This window comes from Paraburkholderia atlantica, from assembly GCF_000092885.1.
GTDB classification, from domain to species: domain Bacteria; phylum Pseudomonadota; class Gammaproteobacteria; order Burkholderiales; family Burkholderiaceae; genus Paraburkholderia; species Paraburkholderia atlantica.
Map to the genome: position 1 here is coordinate 1,122,953 of NC_014119.1, position 19,653 is coordinate 1,142,605.

Sequence of the window (19,653 nt, forward strand, 5' to 3'; positions counted from 1 at the left end):
AGCATGGTTAGTCGATGGAAATCGCCTGGTTGTAGGCGGCCACGTCAGGACGCAGCTCCTGGAGTACCTGGTTCCAGTCGGGTTGCCAGATGTCGACGCCCTTCAGCATCGTGTTCAACGCCTGGAAGTTGCCGTCCGTCGGATGCACATCCGTGCGCACCGGGAAGCCGTAGGCGACCTTGCTGACTTCCTGCTGCGCTGGCGCGCTCAACAGGAAATCGATCAGCTTTTTGCCGTTGCCGGCATGCGGCGCGTTCGACACGAGGCCGACGTAGTACGGCAACGCAAAGGTCGTGCGGCGGCCGTCGGGACCGGCCGGGAAGAACATCGCGACGTTGGGGTTCTCGCGCATCTGCGCGAGGTTCATCTGCATATCGCCGTTGGCCACGAAGAGCTCGCCTTTGTTGACGAGCGCCGTCAGCTTGCCGGTCGACGCGGACGGCCCGAGGTTGTTGGTCTGCAGCTTGCGCAAATAGTCGAAGCCGGCCGGCTTGCCACCGAACGCGTGGAAGGTCTGCAGCATCAGCGCCGTGCCGTCGCCGGCCTGACCCGGCGTCGAGTACTGGATCTTCTGCTTGAACTGCGGCGCGAGCAGGTCGGCGTAGGTCTTGGGCGGGCTCTTCAGCACCGCCGAGTTGTAGATGAAGCTCGGATAGTTGCCGACCATCGCGTAGTACAGGCCTTTCGGGTCCTTGTCGCGCGTCTCGATCTTGTCGGCGCCCGCCGGCGAGTAGGACTGCAGCAGGCCGTCAGCCGCGGCTTTCTGCATGAAGGGCGGCAGCGTGACGAGCACGTCCGCCTGGGTGTTCGACTTCTCCTTGCTCAGCCGGTCCACCACGCCGCTCGAGCCGGCCTCGATGTACTGCACCTTGATGCCGGTCGCCTTCGTGAAGGCTTCGAACTGATTGCCGAACCAGCTCGGCGAACCGTCGTGCAAACCATCCGCGGCATAGAGGGTCACGACGTCGGACTGTGCGTAGAGGGGGGGCGTTGCCATGGCGAGCGCGCAGGCGGCCAGGGCGATCAGACGAGTTTTCATATCCATCCTTCCTTGCGTTGAGTTCGGATGAGGTCAGCATTTCACCTGGTCGAGCGGACGGTCACTCCCAGGGCATCGACCAGGTCCGCACATTCGAGTAGCTCTTCATTGCCTCGACCATGCCCTCCTTGTAACCATTGCCTGAATCCTTGATGCCGCCGAACGGCGACATTTCCGTGCGATAGCCGGGCACTTCCCACACGTTCACGGTGCCGACCTCCAACTCCCTGACGAAGCGCGTGATGTAGTCGAGCCGGTTCGTGCAGACGCCCGACGAAAGGCCATACGCGGTCGAGTTCGAAACCCGGATCACTTCCTCGATCGCATCGGGCACGCGGATGATCGGAATTACCGGGCCGAAGGTCTCTTCGCGCACGAGCTCGCAGTCGTACGGCACGTGGTCGACGACGGTCGGATGGAACAGCGCGCCCTGGCGCGGCGCGCCGTGAAGCACCCGGGCACCGTGGGCCTGCGCGTCTGCCACGCGTCGCTCGAACAGTTGCGCGGAGGCCTCGTTGATGACGGTGCCCACGTCGACGGACGGGTCCATCGGATCGCCGCACTTGAGCTTTTTCGCATGCACGAGCACGCGCTCGACGAACGCGTCGGCCACGCTTTGCACGACGAGAATCCGCTTGACCGCCGTGCAGCGCTGCCCCGAATTTTTCGTCGCACCGGTTACCGCGAGCTGCGCGGCCTTGTCGAGATCGGCGTCCTCCATCACGATCAGCGGATCGTTGCCGCCGAGTTCCAGCACCGTGCGGCGATAGCCCGCGTGCTGCGCGATGTATTTGCCGACTCGCACGGAGCCTGTGAACGTGACGAGATCACAGTGCGGATCGGTGATCATCGCATCGCCCATCGTGCGCGGATTGCCGGTGACGACGCTCAGCATTTCCGGCGGCAAGCCCGCTTCATAGAGCACGTCGGCAAGCGCGAGCGCGGTGAGCGGCGTGAGCTCGGTGGGCTTCAGCACCACCCGGTTGTTGGTCGCAATCGCGGGCGCGAGCTTGTGGCTCACCATGTTCAGCGGATGATTGAACGGCGTGATCGCCGAAATCACGCCGAGCAGCGGCAGCCGCGTCGTGAAAATCTTGCGGTTCTTGCCGTTCGGGCTGATATCGCAGGAATAGACCTCGCCGTCATCCTTGATCGTGAGCTGCGCCGCGAACGACCACACGTCGTAGGCGCGGCTCGCCTCGTAAAGACCATCCTTCCAGCACAGCCCCGACTCCGCGGTGATCAGGCGTGCAAAGTCTTCCTTGCGCTCGCTCAGCATCTCGGCCGTGCGCTGCAGGATGCGCTGACGCTCGAAGCGCGTGAGCCGCGGCTTGAATGCGTGCGCTTTCGCGAACGCCTGTTGTACGTGTTCGGGGCGACCCGCGGGCACGGTGCCGACGACCTCGTTCGTGTACGGGTTGAAGACTTCGATCAGCTCGTCGGTGGTCGTGTGCTGGCCGGCGATGCGCATCGATTCCTGCCTGAAGGCGGGTTTGGTCATGACGTTCATCGAATACCTCGTTCAATGATCCGGTGGAGCCGCAGGCCGCCGCGACAAGCGGAGCGCGGGTTGTTGTGATCGACGCGTTATGCCGCGGCGTCTTGCGTTACGTGGTTCAGCGCGACATCGAAGATGTCGAAGTTGCGCAGCGCGCGGTCCGCTGGCCAGTCGGTTCTGCGGTTGACGATCAGCGGCACGTTCTGTTCCGATAGCCCGCCATGCGAACGCAACGGCTCGGTCAGTCCAGACAGGTCGTGACGCGCGGCGCTCGTGCCGAATACCTTGGCGCGTGTGCCGATCACGACGACGTCGCCGATACGGTCGGGCGGCAGCTCGAAGCGCTCGCAGGCGTCGGCGCTCGTCAGCGCGAGCTGGATGCCTTCGGTCCCGCGCAGCCGTTCGAGCAGCGCCGCTGCGTCGGGCGCGGCGATCCCCTCGGGCAGATAGATGGTGGCGAAAGAGCCGAGCGCCCCGTGATGCGCGACGTACGGATCGGTGATCGGCAGAATCACGCGCGAGCGGCCTTTGCCGGTCCATTCGTCGAACAGGTCTTGCAGGTACAGCACGTCGGGCGCGCCATCCGCGCGATGTTTGCCGTTCATGCCGTGATCGGCGGTGATCGCCAGCACGCAGCCTGCCGCATCGAGCGCGCCGACGTAGCGGTCGAACATCGCGTAGAACTCGTTGGCTTTGGGCGAGCCCGGCGCCGCCTTGTGCTGCACGTAGTCCGTCGTCGACAGGTACATCATGTCGGGCCGGAACGTGTCGAGCAGTTTGACGCCGGCCGCGAACACGAACTCGGACAGGTCCGCCGAATACACATCCGGCAGCGGCTTGCCGACGTAGGCGAGCACGTCGCCGAGGCCATTCTGTGCACGGGTAGCCTCGTGGGCCTTTTCAGCCGAAAAGGCGATCGCGCGGCCGCTCGTGAAATCGAGCCCTTTGCCGAGCAGCGTGCGCAGCTTGTCCTTCGCGGTGACCACGGCGACCTTCGCGCCCGCGTCGTGGAACGCCGCGAAGATCGTCGGCGCACGCAGGAAGCGGGCGTCGTTCATCATCACTTCTTCGCCGCTCGCGCGGTCGTAGAAGTAGTTGCCCGCGATGCCGTGCACCTTGGGCGGACGGCCTGTCACGATCGACAGATTGTTCGGGTTCGTGAAGCTCGGAATCACGCATTGGGCGATGCGGCTCGTGCCCGTGCGCAGCAGCTTCGCGAGATGCGGCGCGTGCCCGGCCTTCGCGGCTTCCTCGATATAGGCGGGCTCCGAACCGTCGAGGCAGATTACGACGACCGGCTCCGCCGGAAAGCGATAGTCGCGGCCATTGATGCTCAGCACCGTGTCTTGCAGCGTACTCATGATGTCCCCCTTCAAGCCGTTTTCGCGACCGGCGCGTTCATGCCCATTTCATTTAGCACCTCGCTGATCGCGCCGAGCGCGGCGCGCATCTCGCGCTCGCCGAGCCGGCCGATGCAGCCGATGCGAAACGAGTCCGCGACGGTGAGCTTGCCCGGATAGATCACATAGCCGCGCGACTTCAGGCTGTCGTAGAAGCGCTGGAATTCGAAGCGCGGGTCCTCGGGCATGTGGAAGGTCACGATGATCGGAGCCTGCAGCGCTTCAGCCAGCAGCGGCTTGAAGCCGAGCGCGCGCATGCCTTCGACGAGAATCCGGCAGTTGTTGCGATAGCGCGCGCCGCGCCCAGCGACGCCGCCTTCGGCATCGAATTCCTCCAGCGCCTGATGGAACGCGACGATCACGTGCGTGGGCGGCGTGAAGCGGTACTGGCTGGTCTTTTCGAGGTTGGTCCATTGCTCGTGCAGATCGAGCACGAGCGTAGTCGCGTTGCCCGGCGTGCGGGCGAGCGCCTCGCGGCGGCAGATCACGAAGCCGAGACCGGGCACGCCTTCGATGCACTTGTTCGACGACGCGGCGACCGCATCGATATGCATCGTCTGCACGTCGAGCGGCAACGCGCCGAACGCGCTCATCGAATCGACCAGATAGCCCTTGCCGTAGCGGGCCGTGAGCGCGCCGATCTGCGCGATCGGATTGAGAATGCCCGCGGTGGTCTCGCAGTGAACCGCGAACACATGCGTGATCGACGGCGAGGCGGCCAGCACCTTTTCGATCTCGGCGAGATCGGGCGGCGTGTCCTCGGCCGTTTCATGCACGACGGTCTTGCGGCCGGCGATTTCGAGGATGCGCTTCGCGCGCTTGCCATATGCGCCGTTGATCAGCACCAGCACCTCGCCGCCGGGCGGCACGAAGGTGGTGAGCATCGCCTCGACGGCGAAGGTGCCCGAGCCCTGCATCGGTACCGTCACCCAGTCGCGCGCGCCATTGGCGATCGCGGCAAGGCGCGCGAGAACCGAGCGGTTGATCTCGATGAAGTTGGCGTCGCGCGAGCCCCAGTCGTGAACCATCGCGGCCTTGACGGTGCGTGACGTCGTTAGGGGTCCGGGGGTCAGCAACAGTGGATCGCCAGTTTCGGAACAAGCCGGCGATGCATAGGTGGAACCGGTCATCGATGTCTCCTTGTGGGTCGATTTGGGTACTGCGCAGGTGCGTGAGCCCCACTCTAGGAGCTGCAACAAAAACCGTCAAGATGCCAAAAAATGCCACATTCCGTTCGGACAGGCGAACCGCCGCCTGGAGGATGGCGAAGCCCGCGATGGATATGGGAAAGCGGCCTCCGCTCGGGACAAACCCGCATTGGGAGGCGTGGAGGAAAGGGGAGTGGTAGCCGGCGCCGATTCAGTGACAGGCGCGGCCGGTTGCGTCACTGCTCAGGAGGCCGGTGCCCCGCCTTCAGCGCCGAAGAGCACGCTTAGAACAGCCGCATCAGCGCAAGGCCGGCCAACGTCAACGTAGCGGCCGCGGTGCGCACGCGGCTGAACGGCTCCTTGAGCACATACACGGCGATGAAGCCGGCGAATACCACGCTCGTTTCGCGTACTGCCGCAACGAGGGCGATGGGGGCGAGTGTCATCGCCCAGATCACGATCCAGTACGCCGCGAGCGACATCGCGCCGCCCGCGAAGCCCGGCACCAGGAAACGCCGCATCGGCGCCATGCCGGCCAGCCCGTAGCGATACAGGCAAAGCGTCAGCATCGGTAACGCATCGAACACGAACAGCGTCGCGGCGTATGAGTTCGGATTGCCGGCGACGCGCGCGCCCACGCCGTCGACGACCGTGTAGCCCGCGATCGTCACCGCCGTGAGCAGCGCGAAGCCGAGCGCGACATGGTTTTCCGATGCGGAGTGATGGCGGCCGCGCAGCGACAGCAGCAACACGCCGCTGCCGAGCAGCACGACTCCCGCGACGCCGCCCGCGCTCATCGTCTCGTGCAAGATCGTGACGGAGACGAGCGCGGTCATCAGCGGCGCGGAGCCGCGCGCGATCGGGTAGATCTGGCTCATGTCGGCACGACGGTATGCCTCGCTCAGACACACGTAGTAACCGAAATGAAGCGCCACCGATCCCGCCACCCAGGGCCACGCGGCAGGACGAGCGAATCCGGTGAACGCTAGCGACGGCAGCGCGATCAGACCGCAGGCGATGCACAGCAGGGTCATCGCCAGAAAAGGATCGAGGCGCACCTTGATCACCGCGTTCCAGCCCGCATGCAAAAGCGCGGCCGACAGCACGGCGAAGAACACGGGAAGCGTCATCGTCATGCTAGCTGTGGCGATTGGCGATGATGACTTCCCAGCGCTGTTCGGCGCAGGCGCGGACGATGCCCGCGGGCGGCTCGGCGTCGACGATCAGTCCGGCGATGTGCGGCACAGGCGCGATCAGCACGGGCGTCTGCTGTTCGAACTTGCTATGGTCCGCGAGCACGTAAACCCTCTTGCCCGACTTCATCATCAAATGACGTTGCTCGGCGGCGAGCCGCGAGTAGTCGGTGAATTCGCCTTCGGGCGAGATGCCGCCCACGCCGACAAACACCAGATCGGCGCGGAAATGGCTGAGCGCCGTCATCGTCTCGACGCCGATAGCGGCTTCGTCGTTCGGGTCGATGTCGCCGCCGAGCACGACGACTTTCACGCCGGGCGCGCGGCACAGCATCAGTGCGATGGGCAGGCTGTTGGTGATCACGGTCAGATCGCGATGATGCTGCAGCGCCTCGGCGAGACCCAGCGTGGTCGAGCCCGAATCGATCAGCACGACCATGCCGTTGGCGACGAGCCGTGCGGCCGCGGCACCAATGGCCGCCTTGCCCAGCGCGTTGACCGCCTCGCGGCTTGCCAGCGACGGCTCGGCGACGGGCCGCTTCGACGCGCCCCCGTGTACGAGATTCGCGCGGCCCTGTTCCGCGAGAATCTTCAGATCGCGGCGGATCGTTTCGCGCGACACGCCGAGCGTCGCCGACAGGTTCGCGACGCTGACCGAGCCGCTCGCCTCGAGGCTTTGGACGATGTAGTCGATGCGCTCGATCGCGAGCCGGCGGTTCGGGTTCAATGAAGCGGGCACGGGCCCAGCTGAGCGGTTATCGAGCATGGTGTGGCTCTCCGTGCGCATCGTCGGCGATGGAGTCGGTGGATGCATGGCAAGTCGCATCGGACAGACCGCGCGGGGGCGAGCGGTGCGCTGCCTCGCCCGGTCCTTCCGTCCCTTCTGCGAGGGCAACGGTCATCGGCGCGGCCGCGCTGCCCGGATAACGCACCTCGACGCGTGCCGCAGCGAAGATCTGCGCATAGTGCGCGTCTAGCGGCGCATCGGTGACCAGCACGTCGATCTCGTCGGCGTTCATCGCGCGCACCAGCGCACTGTGCTCGAACTTGGCGTGCACGGCGACGACGACCCGCCGCCGCGCTTGTCCGAACGCGGCACGCGTGAACTCGACATCCCACGGCTGTGCGTCCATGAAGCGTCCCGCGCGATCGACGGCCGTCACCGAGACGATTGCGTACTTGACGTGAAACTGCCGGATGTAGGCGAGCACCGGCTCGCCGAGCGCGGCGGCGTCGTCCGCGCAGAGCTCGCCGCCCGCCATGAACACGCGATTGCCGTTGTGCTGCGCGAGCAGGCTGGCGATGGCGGCGGAGTTGGTGATCACCGTGAGCCGGGAGCGGCTGCGCAGCGCCTGGGCGATGTGCGTGCAGGTCGTACCGCTGTCGAGGATCAGCGAGTCGCCGTCTTGCACGAGTTCGCAAATCTGCTGCGCGACGATTTCTTTTTCCGCCCGGTGCTCGTGCATACGCCGCCGGAACGGCGACTCTTCCAGATGGCTGGGCAGCATTACGCCGCCGTGCACTTTGATCAGCAGGCCCTCCTCGATCAGCGGCTTGACGGTGCGTCGGATCGTTTCGTCCGATACGGCGAGCGCCTCGGCGAGCTGGGCAATCGAGGTGGTGCCCTGCGACTGGGCGATCCGCAAAATCTCGGCACGACGTAGCAACGGATACATAGGCGACCGGGGTGACCAAAAGAAAAAGGGCGCGCGAGGTGTAACGGCGCGCCAAGTTGGGCTGTCACAAATCCACAAAATAGCACACATTTCCTCGTCACTCGGAGTTTTATTGCGATTTGGATTGCCACCGGTCACCGCTCGAAAAAGACAAGATGGGCAAGTGTCTCGCGGATTCCGGGCATGCGTCATGGCCCGTTGGACAAGGCATTGTGGGCGAATTTCCACCGTGCGCCCGCTCTTCGCTGCCTTCCGCTGATTTCCGGTTTCTGTTGTTTTTTGCGTCTTTTTGTTGCAGTCTATGGCCACACGTTTTCCACACATTGCCACACACATCCAAAAAAGCGAGGTCGCCCGATGTCCACGGAAATCCCACGCCATGCTCGTGTCGTCATCATCGGCGGCGGCATCGTCGGTTGCTCGGTTGCGTGGCACCTGACGAAGCTCGGCTGGACCGACGTCGTGCTGCTCGAACAGGGGCAACTGTCGTGCGGCACGACCTGGCATGCGGCTGGTCTCGTCGGGCAGTTGCGGGCGCAGGAAAGCATGACGAAGCTGATCCGCTACTCGACGAAGCTCTACGCGGAGCTCGAGGCCGAGACCGGCCTCGCCACGGGCTGGAAGCAGTGCGGGTCGTTGTCGGTCGCGCGCACGGCAGAGCGCATGACCCAGCTGAAACGCACGGCGGCAGTCGCGCGCGCTTACGGCGTAGCCTGCGAAGTCATCGGGCCGCGCGAGGCCGGCGAACTGTGGCCGGTGATGCGCACCGACGATCTGCTCGGCGCGGTCTGGCTGCCGGGCGACGGCAAGGCGAATCCCACCGATCTGACACAGTCGCTCGCGCGCGGCGCACGCATGCGCGGCGCACGTATCGTCGAAAACGTTCGCATCACCGCAGTGCAGACTCGCCCGGCGCGTCAGGGCCGCGAGGCCTGCGGCGTCACCTGGCGCCGCAAGGACGGCGCCGAAGGGACGCTGCACGCCGACATCGTCGTCAACTGCGCAGGCCAGTGGGCCAAGGCGGTCGGGCGGCTGTGCGGCGTCACGGTGCCGCTGCATTCGGCCGAGCACTACTACATCGTCACCGAGCCGATCCCCGGCGTGCATCGCAATTTGCCCGTGATGCGCGACCCGGATGGCTACATCTACTTCAAGGAGGAGGTGGGCGGCCTCGTGATGGGCGGCTTCGAGCCGAACGCGAAGCCGTGGGGCATGGCGGGTATCCCGGAGAACTTCGAGTTCCAGCTTCTGCCGGACGATTGGGATCAGTTCGAGATCCTGATGCAAAACGCGCTCGTGCGCGTGCCGGCGCTCGAAACCGCGCAGGTCCGGCAGTTCTATAACGGGCCCGAATCGTTCACGCCGGACAACAATTTCATCCTTGGCGAGGCGCCTGAGTTGCGCCGCTTTTTCGTGGCCGCAGGGTTCAACTCGATGGGTATTGCGTCGGCGGGCGGCGCGGGCATGGCGCTCGCCGAGTGGATCGTCGCTGGCGAGCCGACCATGGACTTGTGGCCGGTCGACATCCGCCGCTTTGCGCGCTTCAATGGCAACGACACGTGGCTGCACGACCGCGTGAAGGAAACGCTCGGTCTGCATTACGCGATGCCATGGCCCAATCGCGAGCTCGATACCGCGCGGCCATTCCGGCGTTCGCCGTTGTATGCGCTGCTGCGCGACGATGGAGCGTGCTTCGGCAGCAAGATGGGTTGGGAGCGCGCAAACTTTTTCGCCCCGGGCCCCGCGGAAGCGCGCATCGACTACGCGTTCGGCCAGCAGAACTGGCTGCCGTGGAGCGGCGCCGAGCACCGCGCGTGCCGCGAGCGTGTCGCCCTGTTCGACATGAGCTCGTTCGCGAAACTGCTCGTCAAGGGGCGCGACGCCGAAGCGGTGCTGCAAGGCATCGTAGCGAACGACGTCGCCGTGCCGCCCGGCACCACCGTCTATACCGGCGTGCTGAATAAGCGCGGCAACTACGAATCGGACCTAACGCTGACCCGCCTCGCCGACGACCAATACCTGGTCGTCACGGGCTCGGCGCAGGCAACGCGCGACCTCGACTATCTGGAGAAGGCGATTGCGCCCGAGCGCCACTGCGTGGTGGTCGATGTCACGAGTCAGTACGCGGTGCTCGCGGTGATGGGGCCGCACGCTCGCGCGCTGTTGCAAAGCGTGTCGAAGGCCGACTGGCGCAACGAGGCGTTCCCGTTCGGCCAGAGCCGCGAAATCGACATCGGCTACGCGACGGTGCGCGCGACGCGCCTCAGCTACGTGGGCGAGCTGGGCTGGGAGTTGTACGTGCCGGTCGAATTCGCGGTGGGCGTCTACGAGACCTTGCACGCGGCTGGCAAGCTGTTTGGGCTCGTCAACGCCGGTTACTACGCGATCGAATCGCTACGGATCGAAAAAGGCTACCGGGCGTGGGGCCGCGAGCTTTCGCCGGATTGCAATCCGTTCGAGGCAGGCCTCGCATTCGCCTGCAAGCTCGACAAGGACATCGACTTCCGCGGCCGCGACGCCCTTTTGCGTCTGCGCGACGCGCCGCTGCGCCGGCGTCTCGTGATCCTGACGGTCGACGGCGCCGAACATCTGATGCTATGGGGTGGCGAAGCTATCTTGCGCGATGGCGAGCCGGTAGGGGCGGTAACGTCCGCCGCGTTCGGGCATACCTTGCGATGTCCGGTCGCAATGGGTTTCGTGAACCGTGCCGATGGTGCCGCCGATGCCGCGTGGCTCGCGCAAGGCCGTTATACGATCGACGTGGCGGGCGAACAGGTGAGGGCAAGCGTGCATCTGAAGGCGCCTTACGCTTGCCGAATGACTTCTTTTGGTCACGGCGACGCATCATACGCGTGACGAAAGGTGCAATCCGGTCCGATCTGTCGAGCATCGCCACCTATCCGGCCGATGCCGCGGGACGCTGCTCAATGGTTGCTTCGTCGCTCTCTCGCACGGTCAATCTATTTCTCACCGACTTGACACCGAGCACTGATCTCGCCGCGTTGGCAGCGCGCGAGATCTGCCAGCTCTCCGGCACCGTCCCGGTGAGCGTAACGACGCCGCGGCTCGACCTGATGTGAATCTTTGAATCATCCATATCCGGTACGCGCCTGAGGGCACGGCGAACGTCGCGAACTATCGAAGTATCCGGCTTGGGTCGAGGCGGTGAGCCTGAGGCCGCCACCTTTTGTGCGACCACGTCGGCCGTCACGCTCAGACCCGGTTGCGGGTTCGAATAGGCCGAGGCACTCGCGATGGCCGCGACTAAGGTTGCGCCGATTATTTTGCTCGCTTTGCTTACGTTCATGCTTTGCCTCCTTTGGGTTCTGTCAACCTTGCGGTGCAAGACAGAAAGATTGGGCGCGGCTCTACCGTTCATAGCGCGATTGAGCGATTTTGTGGCATTTCCGTGAACTTGTCCCGCCCGGCAAATCGAGTTACGCGCAACGCTGTCCGGTCAAAACCTGTCCGACAATAGCTAGCGCGGAAGCGACGAACGGGCCGCTGCCACTTAACATCCTGCAGTCGATGACAACGAAACGGATAGGGCGGTTACGCAAACCCACGCAGTCCACTGCCATCAATTCAGACGCATACGTACAAAAGAGTACGCCTTACGCGAAAATCGGAACAGGAACTTAAAGAAACGCGCCAGGCTGATACGCGGGGCGTAAATATTCGTTTTGCGCGACGCTGGGCCTCATGTGGTAAAGGCGCCTGCGGCCGAGCGGTTGAGCAGAGAGAGCACGTGTTCTTAGGAGTCTGGCAGCAGGTGTGTATTTGGGTCTTTTTGCTACCAGGGAGTGGCAATCAGCCAGGCATTCGGGCAAATCGTGACGCTGTCGAACGTCGCAATCGCCGTCCGCACACAGCGGGAGGCAGCTTAAAGCGCCATCCGGTTTCAAGCGACTTGAAGTATCCCATGGAATTGCAACGCCGCCAGGTCTCAACGGTTAATTTACCCGCGCATCGCACTCGCCAGAGTGAGGGGTTTCTGGGCTTTTCGCGTGGCACTCTTCACGAATATCTTCATTTGCCGAGGTACGTTGAAGGGTCTCTGGCGGCTTGCAGGGAATCGCTGTTTCGTCCGGCTCAATGTCGGCACAGAGGCCGATGTCCGATTGTGCGTGGCGCAGGAGCAGAGCAAGAAGTTCGGGACGCAGCCCATCACCGCGTTGCGCTGCAAGTGCATGCAGCGAGAGAAATGGCAACATGGTTTGACTCCGATCAATATTGGGCTGTTCGATTCAGGAAAGATAAAAAGTCACTTCGAATCGGCAGCCCTTACAGTCAGGCGGCAAAGGCGGATGTCGCCAACTATTTTTGAGCAGCTTGTATCGCTCGCATACCCCCATTTGGGAGTAAAGAATGATTGACGCCAAAGTGAATCATGATTTGCTCAACGAGATGATCGACGATATTTTGTTGTAGTTACACGATGAATATTCGACTACATTTTTCATCGATTCTGGCGGCCTAGTGCCGCCCAAAGGCGTTTTAAAGCATCGAGACGTGCTTAAACTGGAAATCGGCGAGGTTACCTGATCCCTCTTGTGGCAAGGATGAGGGCGACTGTGGGCACAGACAATATCCATTTAGCGATTCAGCGTATCTACGAAGCGGTTCTAGCGCCGCAAGCGTGGGAAGAGGCTGCGGCAAGTATTGTCACGGCCATCGGTGCGGACTGGGGATTTTTAATCGCGACCCAGGGAGGCGTGACGGCGCTTTCGGTGTCGGCGGGGCTTAAGCCGGTTCTTGCTCGAGGGCTTCAACGTGAATTTCAAAACCGCCTTCCGCAGTGGATCAAAAATATTCCTGTTGGAACACCGCGACGACAGTCATCAGAAATCTCAGACTCCGAGTTCAAACGCACTCACATTTATAACGAGGTAGTCAAGCCCGCGAATATGTTCTATGGGCTCGTTCTGCCGGTTTCCCACTCCGATACGCGGCAGGTTTATTTCTCGGCGGGTAGACACCTTGGTGCCATAGACTTTGGCGAGGCCGATCTTTCGGCTGCCGCAATGATAGCGCCGCACCTAACAGCGGCCTTGAACGCGCGCAGTCATATGGTGTCGGCTGATCTGCGCGCCAATGGTGCATTCGAGCTTTTGATGCGCCTCAATATAGGCGTCGTGCTTCTGGACTCGAAAGCCCGACCCGTCTTTGTCAATCGCTATGCCGAAGCGCTTTGCGAACCTCACGACGGTTTGATAATTAACCATCAGGAAGTATCTGCCCTCGTTCTGTCGGACGCGAAAAGCTTGCGGGACACGATTGCTTGCGCGATCGATATCAATGGTGACCGGTCGAATCTGACCATCAGTCGCCTGACGATGCGTGCATCGCCTCGCTGCTATGTTTCTCGACGATCTCCGCGATTACCGTTGATCGTTCGCGCCATACCGGTGATGCCGCCTGAATCCTTGGGTGGGATCAGTCCACTTGTTTGCACGGCTTTATTATTCTTCGACCCGGAGCGACCCGTTGCAGTCGATCAGTCGGACGTTGCGAAAACGTTCGGGCTCACGCCGCGAGAGGCTGAGTTCGCAGCACTACTGGCGCGCGGACATGATGTTGACGAAGCCGCGTTGATGATGGGAATCAAATCTGAGACCGCACGAGAATATCTGAAGGATATTGAGGGGAAAACACAAACTCATCGCCAGTCACAATTGGTCTCGCTGCTGCTGCGTGGTGGCACAGATATCTTTCGCGAATAGAGAATGCCCGCCGCCACCTGCGGTTCACGGCGAACGATCCCAAGGGTCCGGAAGTCAATCGCTACGACTTCCACGCAAAATCTGATCTCCTAGCCGAACGATTTCCTTGACCAGCAAATCAAGGTCGTCCCGACGGGTCCGGTGATTGCATATCGCGACCCTGAGGCAATGTACTCCTTGCACCGTTGTGTCCGACAACGCAGCAATACCAGCCTCCTGAAGCTGCAACATGATCTCGATGTTGAGAGCCTTTAACGCTTCCTCTTCCATCTCCTTCTCTGGCCGATATCTGAAGCATACGATGTTGATGTTGGTCGGCACGACCAACTCAAGGTGTCGCTCGGAGTCGATGAGGTCACTGAGATAGCGCCCCTGCGCGATGTTCTGGTCGATCAGACGGCCGAACTTCTCGACGCCATGCTCTTTCAGAGCCATCCAGACCTTCAGCGCACGGAAACCTCTGGACGTCTGCAATCCATACTCGTATAACCAGGGAGCCGAAGCAATTCCACGCGGTGTGGGTTGCAGATATTCCGGTGTCAGCGCGAATGCGCGTCGATGCGCAGCGGCGTCGCGAACGAGCGCGCAACCGACCTCGAACGGGGCGTGCAACCACTTGTGAGGATCGAGGGCAATCGAATCAGCGCGTGCGATGCCCGCAACGCGATATGCATTGTCGGGGGCGATCGCAATCAGCGCGCCGATGCATCCGTCGACGTGTAACCAGACGTCCTCTTCAGCGGCCAGGTCGGCCAGCGCCATCAGATCGTCGATCGCGCCGGTATTGACGGTCCCCGCCGTTGCGATCACGCACGCGGGTTGAAGTCCCGCGGCCCGGTCCTCTGCGATCGCATTGCGCAGAGCGGCGACGTCGATTCTCAACGCCGCATCGGTCGAGATCCGCCGCAACGCCGTATTTCCCAAGCCGAGCGACTCGATAGCCTTACGATGGCAGCTATGCATCTGATCGGAGCCGTAAAAGCGCAACGGCCGGTCGATGGCCGCTACACCATGCTCCCGCACGTCGATTCCAGCCTTCGCATTGCGCGCCACTGTCAACGCAATGATGTTTGCCATCGAGCCGCCGCTGACCAATGTGCCGCTGGCCGAAACGGGAAAGCCGACCATCTCCTTGCACCAGTCGACGACCTGCTGATCCATCAAGGCCGCCGCATGATTGCCTCCACCCAGGTTAGAACCCTGAATTGCCGCCAGAAAGTCTCCCAGTGCTCCGGTGAAGTTGCTTGCGCCCATATACCAGGACCAGAAGCGAGGATGCACGTTGCCCAGTGGATAAGGCATCAAATTGTCGCCAAGCTCGTGATAAATGCTCTCCGCCGATGACGCCGAGCGTGGCAGCGGCTGCTCGAACAAGGCCTTGGCGTCCTCGGGCATGCTTCGCCACACTGGCCGGCTGCGGACATCGCGCAGGTAGTCGACCGCATCGTCGACGATGCGGTGCGACAGTGTGCGCAGCGCAGTCCAATCGTCCGGATCGAGCGTTTCCTCGGTACGTGGCTGAACGCCGTGGATAGGGAGCAAACCGTCTGCGTCGTTCTTATCCATCACGGCACCTGTCGGGTTCGATGTTGAGCAAACAAGAATAACGCCAGCAGAAGACACAGGACGAGTAAAGGACGCCCCTCCACACCAGCGGTGAACTCATCTTTCTCGATCCGCCTCGCGCGCAAGCGCAGCGTCGATCGTCTGGAGCGCATAGAGGAAGCCCAGGCTGCCGCCCTCCTGCCGTAGCCGCTGCAGTTCCTTCAGCAATGCCGGATCGCGCTTGCCGGTTCCATACGAGACGAGCGCCCGCGCGCGCGCCACGAAAAATGCAGAAAAGGCCGATGGTTCGCGGCGCGCATAGTCTTCAAGCGCCGCCGCATGATGCGCGGCCGCATCCCAGCGTTTGCGGTCGATGCATGCATCTATCGCGTCGCGTCGAAACAGAAAGTGGTTGTGGCTCACCGCTCCGGCCGAGAGCAAAGCTTCGCCTTCCGCGAGCGCCTGTGCGAAGACCACAGGGTCATCCGTCGTGCGCGCGAGCACGCCGAGATAAGCCGCGCCCAGGTAGTTCATGCCGGTCTCGCGGCTGATCGACAGCGCCGCTTCGATATCGGCGCGCGCTTCGCGCTGACGGCCGGCAACACGATGCATTTCCGCGCTAAATGCCAGCGCTTCACCTTCGAAGCGCCTCGATTTCAGCTCGCGCGCGCACTGTAGCGCAGGTGCGACGTGCTCCCACGCGCGATCCCACTCCGCGCGATCGTGCAGGCAGTGCCAGGCAGCGTGATGCGCGACGGCAAGCGCCCGGGGATGACCCACCTTCTGCGCCGCGGCGACGCTGGCGAGCGCGGCGTCGAGTGCGCTCGCGGCTTCGCCGGTAAACCACGTGGTGATCGCCCGCATCGGCAGATTGGCAACCTCAATCCGTCCGAAGCCATGGCATTGGCAAAGTTCGATGCAGCGGCTGAAGGCCTCGTGGGCGCTGATCATCCGGCCGCGCATGTACTCTGCGTCGCCGAGGCCGCCAAGCGCGGCCGCCTCCTGTTCGGGGTCGCACGCGTCGCGCGCGAGGGCGAGGCTGCGTCCGTGTTCGCGCACGCAACCGTCGATATCGCCGCGGGGAAAACACAGGTTGCCGCGCAGGAAGTGAATGCGCGCCTGCTCGCGCGCAAGGCCTTGAGCGGCTTCGGCGGCATGATCGAGGTCGGCCCACGCACCGTCGAGATCGTCGATGATCCGCTTCACAGTCGCCCGCCCGATCCATGCGCGGCAACGCTCCGCGTCGGTCGTCGCAAATTCGAGAGCGGTTTCGAATGCATGGAGTGCCGACTTCATGTCACCGAGGTCATGCAGGACATTGCCACGCAGACACTCGAGTGCGGCGCGCTCGCTACGTTGATCCGCGAGATCGAGCCCTCGTTCGACAAGCCGGAGCGCGGTTTCATAGTGGTAGCCCGACGCCTGCGAGCGCGCTGCGTCGCAATAGGCGAGCGCTGCTCCGGGGTCTCCCGCGCGATCGAGATGTTCGGCACGCAGCAGGAGGTCGCGCTCGCCGTACCACTGTGCGGCGCGACGATGCAAATCGCGGCGCCGGCTTTTCAGCAGCCCGTCGTAAATGGCGTCGCGAATCAGCGCGTGATGGAAGATGAATCCGCTGCCTTGACGTCGTAACAGCAGACCGATCACGAGCGGTTCCAGCGCAACACCGGCATCGGCGCTAGCGCCGTCGCCATCGACGAGAAAATCGACTGCCTCCTTCTCGAACAACTGGCCGAGCACCGAGGCAGCCTGCAGCACTGTCTTATTGGCGGGATCGAGTCGATCCAGCCGTGCCTGTACGAGGCTTCTCACCGACCCCGGTACGCCGGTCCCTTGACCGTCCTGCGCGTCGTTCAGCAACTGCTCGAGAAACAGCGGATTGCCCGCCGCCCGTGCGATGCAGCGTCCCGCCAGACCTGCCTGCGCCCCGGGAAACGATCTGGCCATCGCATGCGCGTCGCTGGTGCTCAGCGGACCCAGATCGATCTGCGAATACGGCTCGCTCAGCGCCGCGCGCCACGGCTCTTCGCTCGAATCGCCGTGCGTTCGCGCGGTCAGCACGAGTACGGCCGGACATCCCGCCATCGTTGCCGACAGCCCGGCGAGGTCGCGAAGCGTCGATTCGTCCGACCAGTGAATATCCTCGACGACAAGTACCCGGGGCCGCTGGCGGCTCGCGCGTTGGACGAGCCGGGCGAGGGCGTTGCGTCGACCGCGAACGCGCATTTCATTGTCCATCGCCTCGTAGACCGTCCGGTCCTCGAAACCCATCGGTACATCGACGAGATCGTCGAGAAAGAGCGCGTCGCCAGCGTCGATCAACCCGGTATCGAGCGCATGCTCGACGCCGGCGGCACTCGCGTCCGCATCAGTTGAGCCGTCGGGTGCCAACAGGCCGCGCACGAGAGACTGAATTGCGCCACGTCCGGTTGCTGCACCGAAGTCGAGCACGAGGCCCGTATGAGAAAGGAATCCTGACTCCCGTGCCTCGCGTTCGAATTCCTCGACCAGCCGTGTTTTGCCGATTCCGGCCTCACCGCGCAGCAGAACGGTGCGTCCGACGCCGGTCTCGCGGCACGAATCGAGCACCGATCGAAACCGTTGCATCTCATGATGCCGGCCGACCAATGGCCGGCCCGGGCGCGAGCGCAGAAGGGCGGCGATGGACCACGCCGTGACCGTTTCCGCGAAGCCCTTGACCGACAGCGCGCCGCGTTCGACGCAGTCGAGGCGGTCAGCCAGCGGGCGTCGCACGGTCTCCGATATCAGGATCTGCCCCGGCTCGGCCGCATCGGTGAGACGCGAGGCGAGGTTGACCGTGTCGCCGGTGACGGTGTATTCCCTGTGAGTCGCGCTACCGGTGCCGCTTGCGACGACTTCGCCGCCGGCTATACCGATATGCACGGACACCGGCCGGCCGAGAGCGCGCGCCAGGTCGGGCATCCCGTCCCGGATCGCGAGTGCCGCCCGCACGGCGCGTTCGACATCGTTTCCATGCGAGACTGGCGCGCCGAATACGGCCATCACGCAGTCGCCGACATGCTTGTCGACGTGCCCGCCGTGCTGCTCGACGGTGCGGTCAGCCTGCTCGAAGTAGCGATCGAGCACGGCCAGTACTTCCTCCGCGTCGACTTCACGGCTCATCTGGGTAAACCCACACAGGTCGGCGAAGAGGACGGCGACTTGCCGTCGTTCGCCCTTCGCCTCGGCCGGACTCGCGGCGCCGTGCCGGGGTTCGCTTCGCGCCCGCAATTCAGTCAACGCGGCGAGCAGTTTGCGGCGATGACCCACCGAAGCAATACCCAGTTCTTTCAGATCGTCCGCGGTGAGATTGCGAAGCACGTCGGCGTCGATGGCGTTTTCGCGAAACACCGGTTCGTACCGCTCCATTCCGAGGTTGTGCAGCCATACGGCGACGTCCACGAGCCCTCCTGACAGGAAGGTTTCGAATCAGTCAAAGATAGCACGCGGTTACACCGCGCTTGGCCCGCGCTTCGAGCGTGCCAACGCGTGCGCCAACCTTGCGCCGACCTCGGCATTGTGTTTTACGAGCGCGATGTTTGTCGCCAGGCTGCGCCCGCCCGTCAACGCCTTGATGCGCGCCAGCAGGAAGGGGGTGACGGCCTTACCGGTGATTCCCTGCGCAGCGGCCTCGCCGAGCGCCTGCTGAGTCAGCGCGTCGATCTCTTCGGACGACATCGCCGCCGCTTCCGGCACCGGCGTGCTCAACACCACACCGCCGGCGAGGCCGAGGTCCCACTTGGTGCGGATGAAGCGTGCCTGCTCCGCCGCGTCGTCCAGCCTGAAGTCCGCGCGAAAGCCGCTGTCACGCGTGTAGAACGCCGCAAAGTTGTCCTGTTCGCAGCTGAGCACCGGCACGCCGTGGGTTTCCAGGTATTCCAGGGTCAGCCCGATGTCCAGAATGGACTTCGCACCGGCGCAGATCACCGCAACCGAGGTCTTCGCCAGTTCCTGCAGGTCGGCCGAGATGTCGAAGGTGTCCTGCGCCCCGTGGTGTACGCCGCCAATGCCTCCGGTGACGAAGACCTCGATGCCGGCCAGCGCCGCGCAGATCATCGTGCCAGCCACGGTCGTGGCGCCCAGGCCGCCCCTCGCCAGCACGGCCGGCAGGTCACGACGGCTGACCTTATGTACGTGATCGGAACGGCCGATCATTTCCAGTTCGTCATCCGAGAGGCCGATGTGGATTCGCCCGCCGATCAGCGCGATCGTCGCCGGCTCGGCGCCCGCGTCACGGATCAAGGCCTCCACTTCGCGCGCGGTGCGTACGTTTTCCGGGTAGGGCATGCCATGGGCGATGATGGTCGATTCCAGCGCCACGAGCGGGCGGCCTGCGGCTTGCGCAGCGGCCGCAGGCGCGCTCCAGCTCAACCAGGAGCGTGCAAGGTTGGCAACCATTTCGATCCTTTC

14 protein-coding genes are annotated in these 19,653 nt (G+C 63.5%); 2 read left to right on the forward strand and 12 right to left on the reverse strand.

All coding sequences use genetic code 11. From position 1 onward, the window contains the following. Positions 1-7: 7 nt before the first annotated feature. The 7 genes from BC1002_RS32745 to BC1002_RS32775 all read right to left on the reverse strand — a co-directional run bounded on the left by BC1002_RS32745 (position 8) and on the right by BC1002_RS32775 (position 8,263). Positions 8-1,039 carry a 2-aminoethylphosphonate ABC transporter substrate-binding protein gene (locus tag BC1002_RS32745; protein WP_013094270.1) on the reverse strand — a complete coding sequence of 344 codons (1,032 nt, stop codon included), beginning with the start codon at positions 1,037-1,039 and terminating at the stop codon, positions 8-10. Between the two features lie 61 nt (positions 1,040-1,100). After that, positions 1,101-2,549 carry a phosphonoacetaldehyde dehydrogenase gene (gene phnY, locus BC1002_RS32750; protein ID WP_013094271.1) on the reverse strand — a complete coding sequence of 483 codons (1,449 nt, stop codon included), beginning with the start codon at positions 2,547-2,549 and terminating at the stop codon, positions 1,101-1,103. 77 nt (positions 2,550-2,626) lie between these two features. Next, the gene (gene phnA / locus BC1002_RS32755; protein WP_013094272.1) at positions 2,627-3,898 is read right to left on the reverse strand and encodes a phosphonoacetate hydrolase; all 1,272 of its coding nucleotides are present in this window, start codon (positions 3,896-3,898) and stop codon (positions 2,627-2,629) included. Between the two features lie 11 nt (positions 3,899-3,909). Continuing rightward, positions 3,910-5,067 carry a 2-aminoethylphosphonate--pyruvate transaminase gene (locus BC1002_RS32760; protein WP_013094273.1) on the reverse strand — a complete coding sequence of 386 codons (1,158 nt, stop codon included), beginning with the start codon at positions 5,065-5,067 and terminating at the stop codon, positions 3,910-3,912. Between the two features lie 302 nt (positions 5,068-5,369). Further along, on the reverse strand, positions 5,370-6,221 hold the full coding sequence (locus tag BC1002_RS32765; RefSeq protein WP_013094274.1) for an EamA family transporter: 852 nt from the start codon (positions 6,219-6,221) through the stop codon (positions 5,370-5,372). 1 nt (position 6,222) lies between these two features. Further along, positions 6,223-7,044, reverse strand: coding sequence for a DeoR/GlpR family DNA-binding transcription regulator (locus BC1002_RS32770; RefSeq protein WP_013094275.1), 822 nt, complete (start codon positions 7,042-7,044; stop codon positions 6,223-6,225). After that, on the reverse strand, positions 7,034-8,263 hold the full coding sequence (locus BC1002_RS32775) for a DeoR/GlpR family DNA-binding transcription regulator (RefSeq protein ID WP_238538047.1): 1,230 nt from the start codon (positions 8,261-8,263) through the stop codon (positions 7,034-7,036). The genes BC1002_RS32770 and BC1002_RS32775 overlap by 11 nt, the downstream gene beginning before the upstream one ends. A gap of 48 nt (positions 8,264-8,311) precedes the next feature. Between BC1002_RS32775 and BC1002_RS32780 the strand changes: the two genes are divergently transcribed. Then, on the forward strand, positions 8,312-10,810 hold the full coding sequence (locus BC1002_RS32780) for a GcvT family protein (RefSeq protein WP_013094277.1): 2,499 nt from the start codon (positions 8,312-8,314) through the stop codon (positions 10,808-10,810). 40 nt (positions 10,811-10,850) lie between these two features. Here the strand turns inward: BC1002_RS32780 and BC1002_RS39620 are convergent, their stop codons facing one another. Together BC1002_RS39620 and BC1002_RS37030 are read right to left on the reverse strand one after the other, a co-directional pair. After that, positions 10,851-11,333: a BON domain-containing protein gene (locus BC1002_RS39620; protein ID WP_337999510.1), complete on the reverse strand. Its 483-nt coding sequence runs from the start codon at positions 11,331-11,333 to the stop codon at positions 10,851-10,853. A 574-nt stretch (positions 11,334-11,907) separates the two neighbouring features. Further along, entirely contained in the window at positions 11,908-12,168 is a 261-nt protein-coding gene (locus BC1002_RS37030) for a hypothetical protein (RefSeq protein ID WP_013094279.1), read from the reverse strand. 360 nt (positions 12,169-12,528) lie between these two features. Between BC1002_RS37030 and BC1002_RS32795 the strand changes: the two genes are divergently transcribed. Then, positions 12,529-13,677, forward strand: a complete 1,149-nt coding sequence (locus BC1002_RS32795) for a helix-turn-helix transcriptional regulator (RefSeq protein ID WP_013094280.1) — start codon at positions 12,529-12,531, stop codon at positions 13,675-13,677. A gap of 54 nt (positions 13,678-13,731) precedes the next feature. On the opposite strand, the gene BC1002_RS32800 is transcribed toward BC1002_RS32795, so the two are convergent. The 3 genes from BC1002_RS32800 to BC1002_RS32810 all read right to left on the reverse strand — a co-directional run bounded on the left by BC1002_RS32800 (position 13,732) and on the right by BC1002_RS32810 (position 19,641). Beyond that, complete coding sequence (locus tag BC1002_RS32800; RefSeq protein WP_013094281.1) at positions 13,732-15,243, reverse strand: pyridoxal phosphate-dependent decarboxylase family protein; 1,512 nt, start codon at positions 15,241-15,243, stop codon at positions 13,732-13,734. A gap of 96 nt (positions 15,244-15,339) precedes the next feature. Next, complete coding sequence (locus BC1002_RS32805) at positions 15,340-18,645, reverse strand: adenylate/guanylate cyclase domain-containing protein (RefSeq protein ID WP_013094282.1); 3,306 nt, start codon at positions 18,643-18,645, stop codon at positions 15,340-15,342. A gap of 48 nt (positions 18,646-18,693) precedes the next feature. Further along, the gene (locus BC1002_RS32810) at positions 18,694-19,641 is read right to left on the reverse strand and encodes a pseudouridine-5'-phosphate glycosidase (protein ID WP_013094283.1); all 948 of its coding nucleotides are present in this window, start codon (positions 19,639-19,641) and stop codon (positions 18,694-18,696) included. Positions 19,642-19,653: the final 12 nt, after the last annotated feature.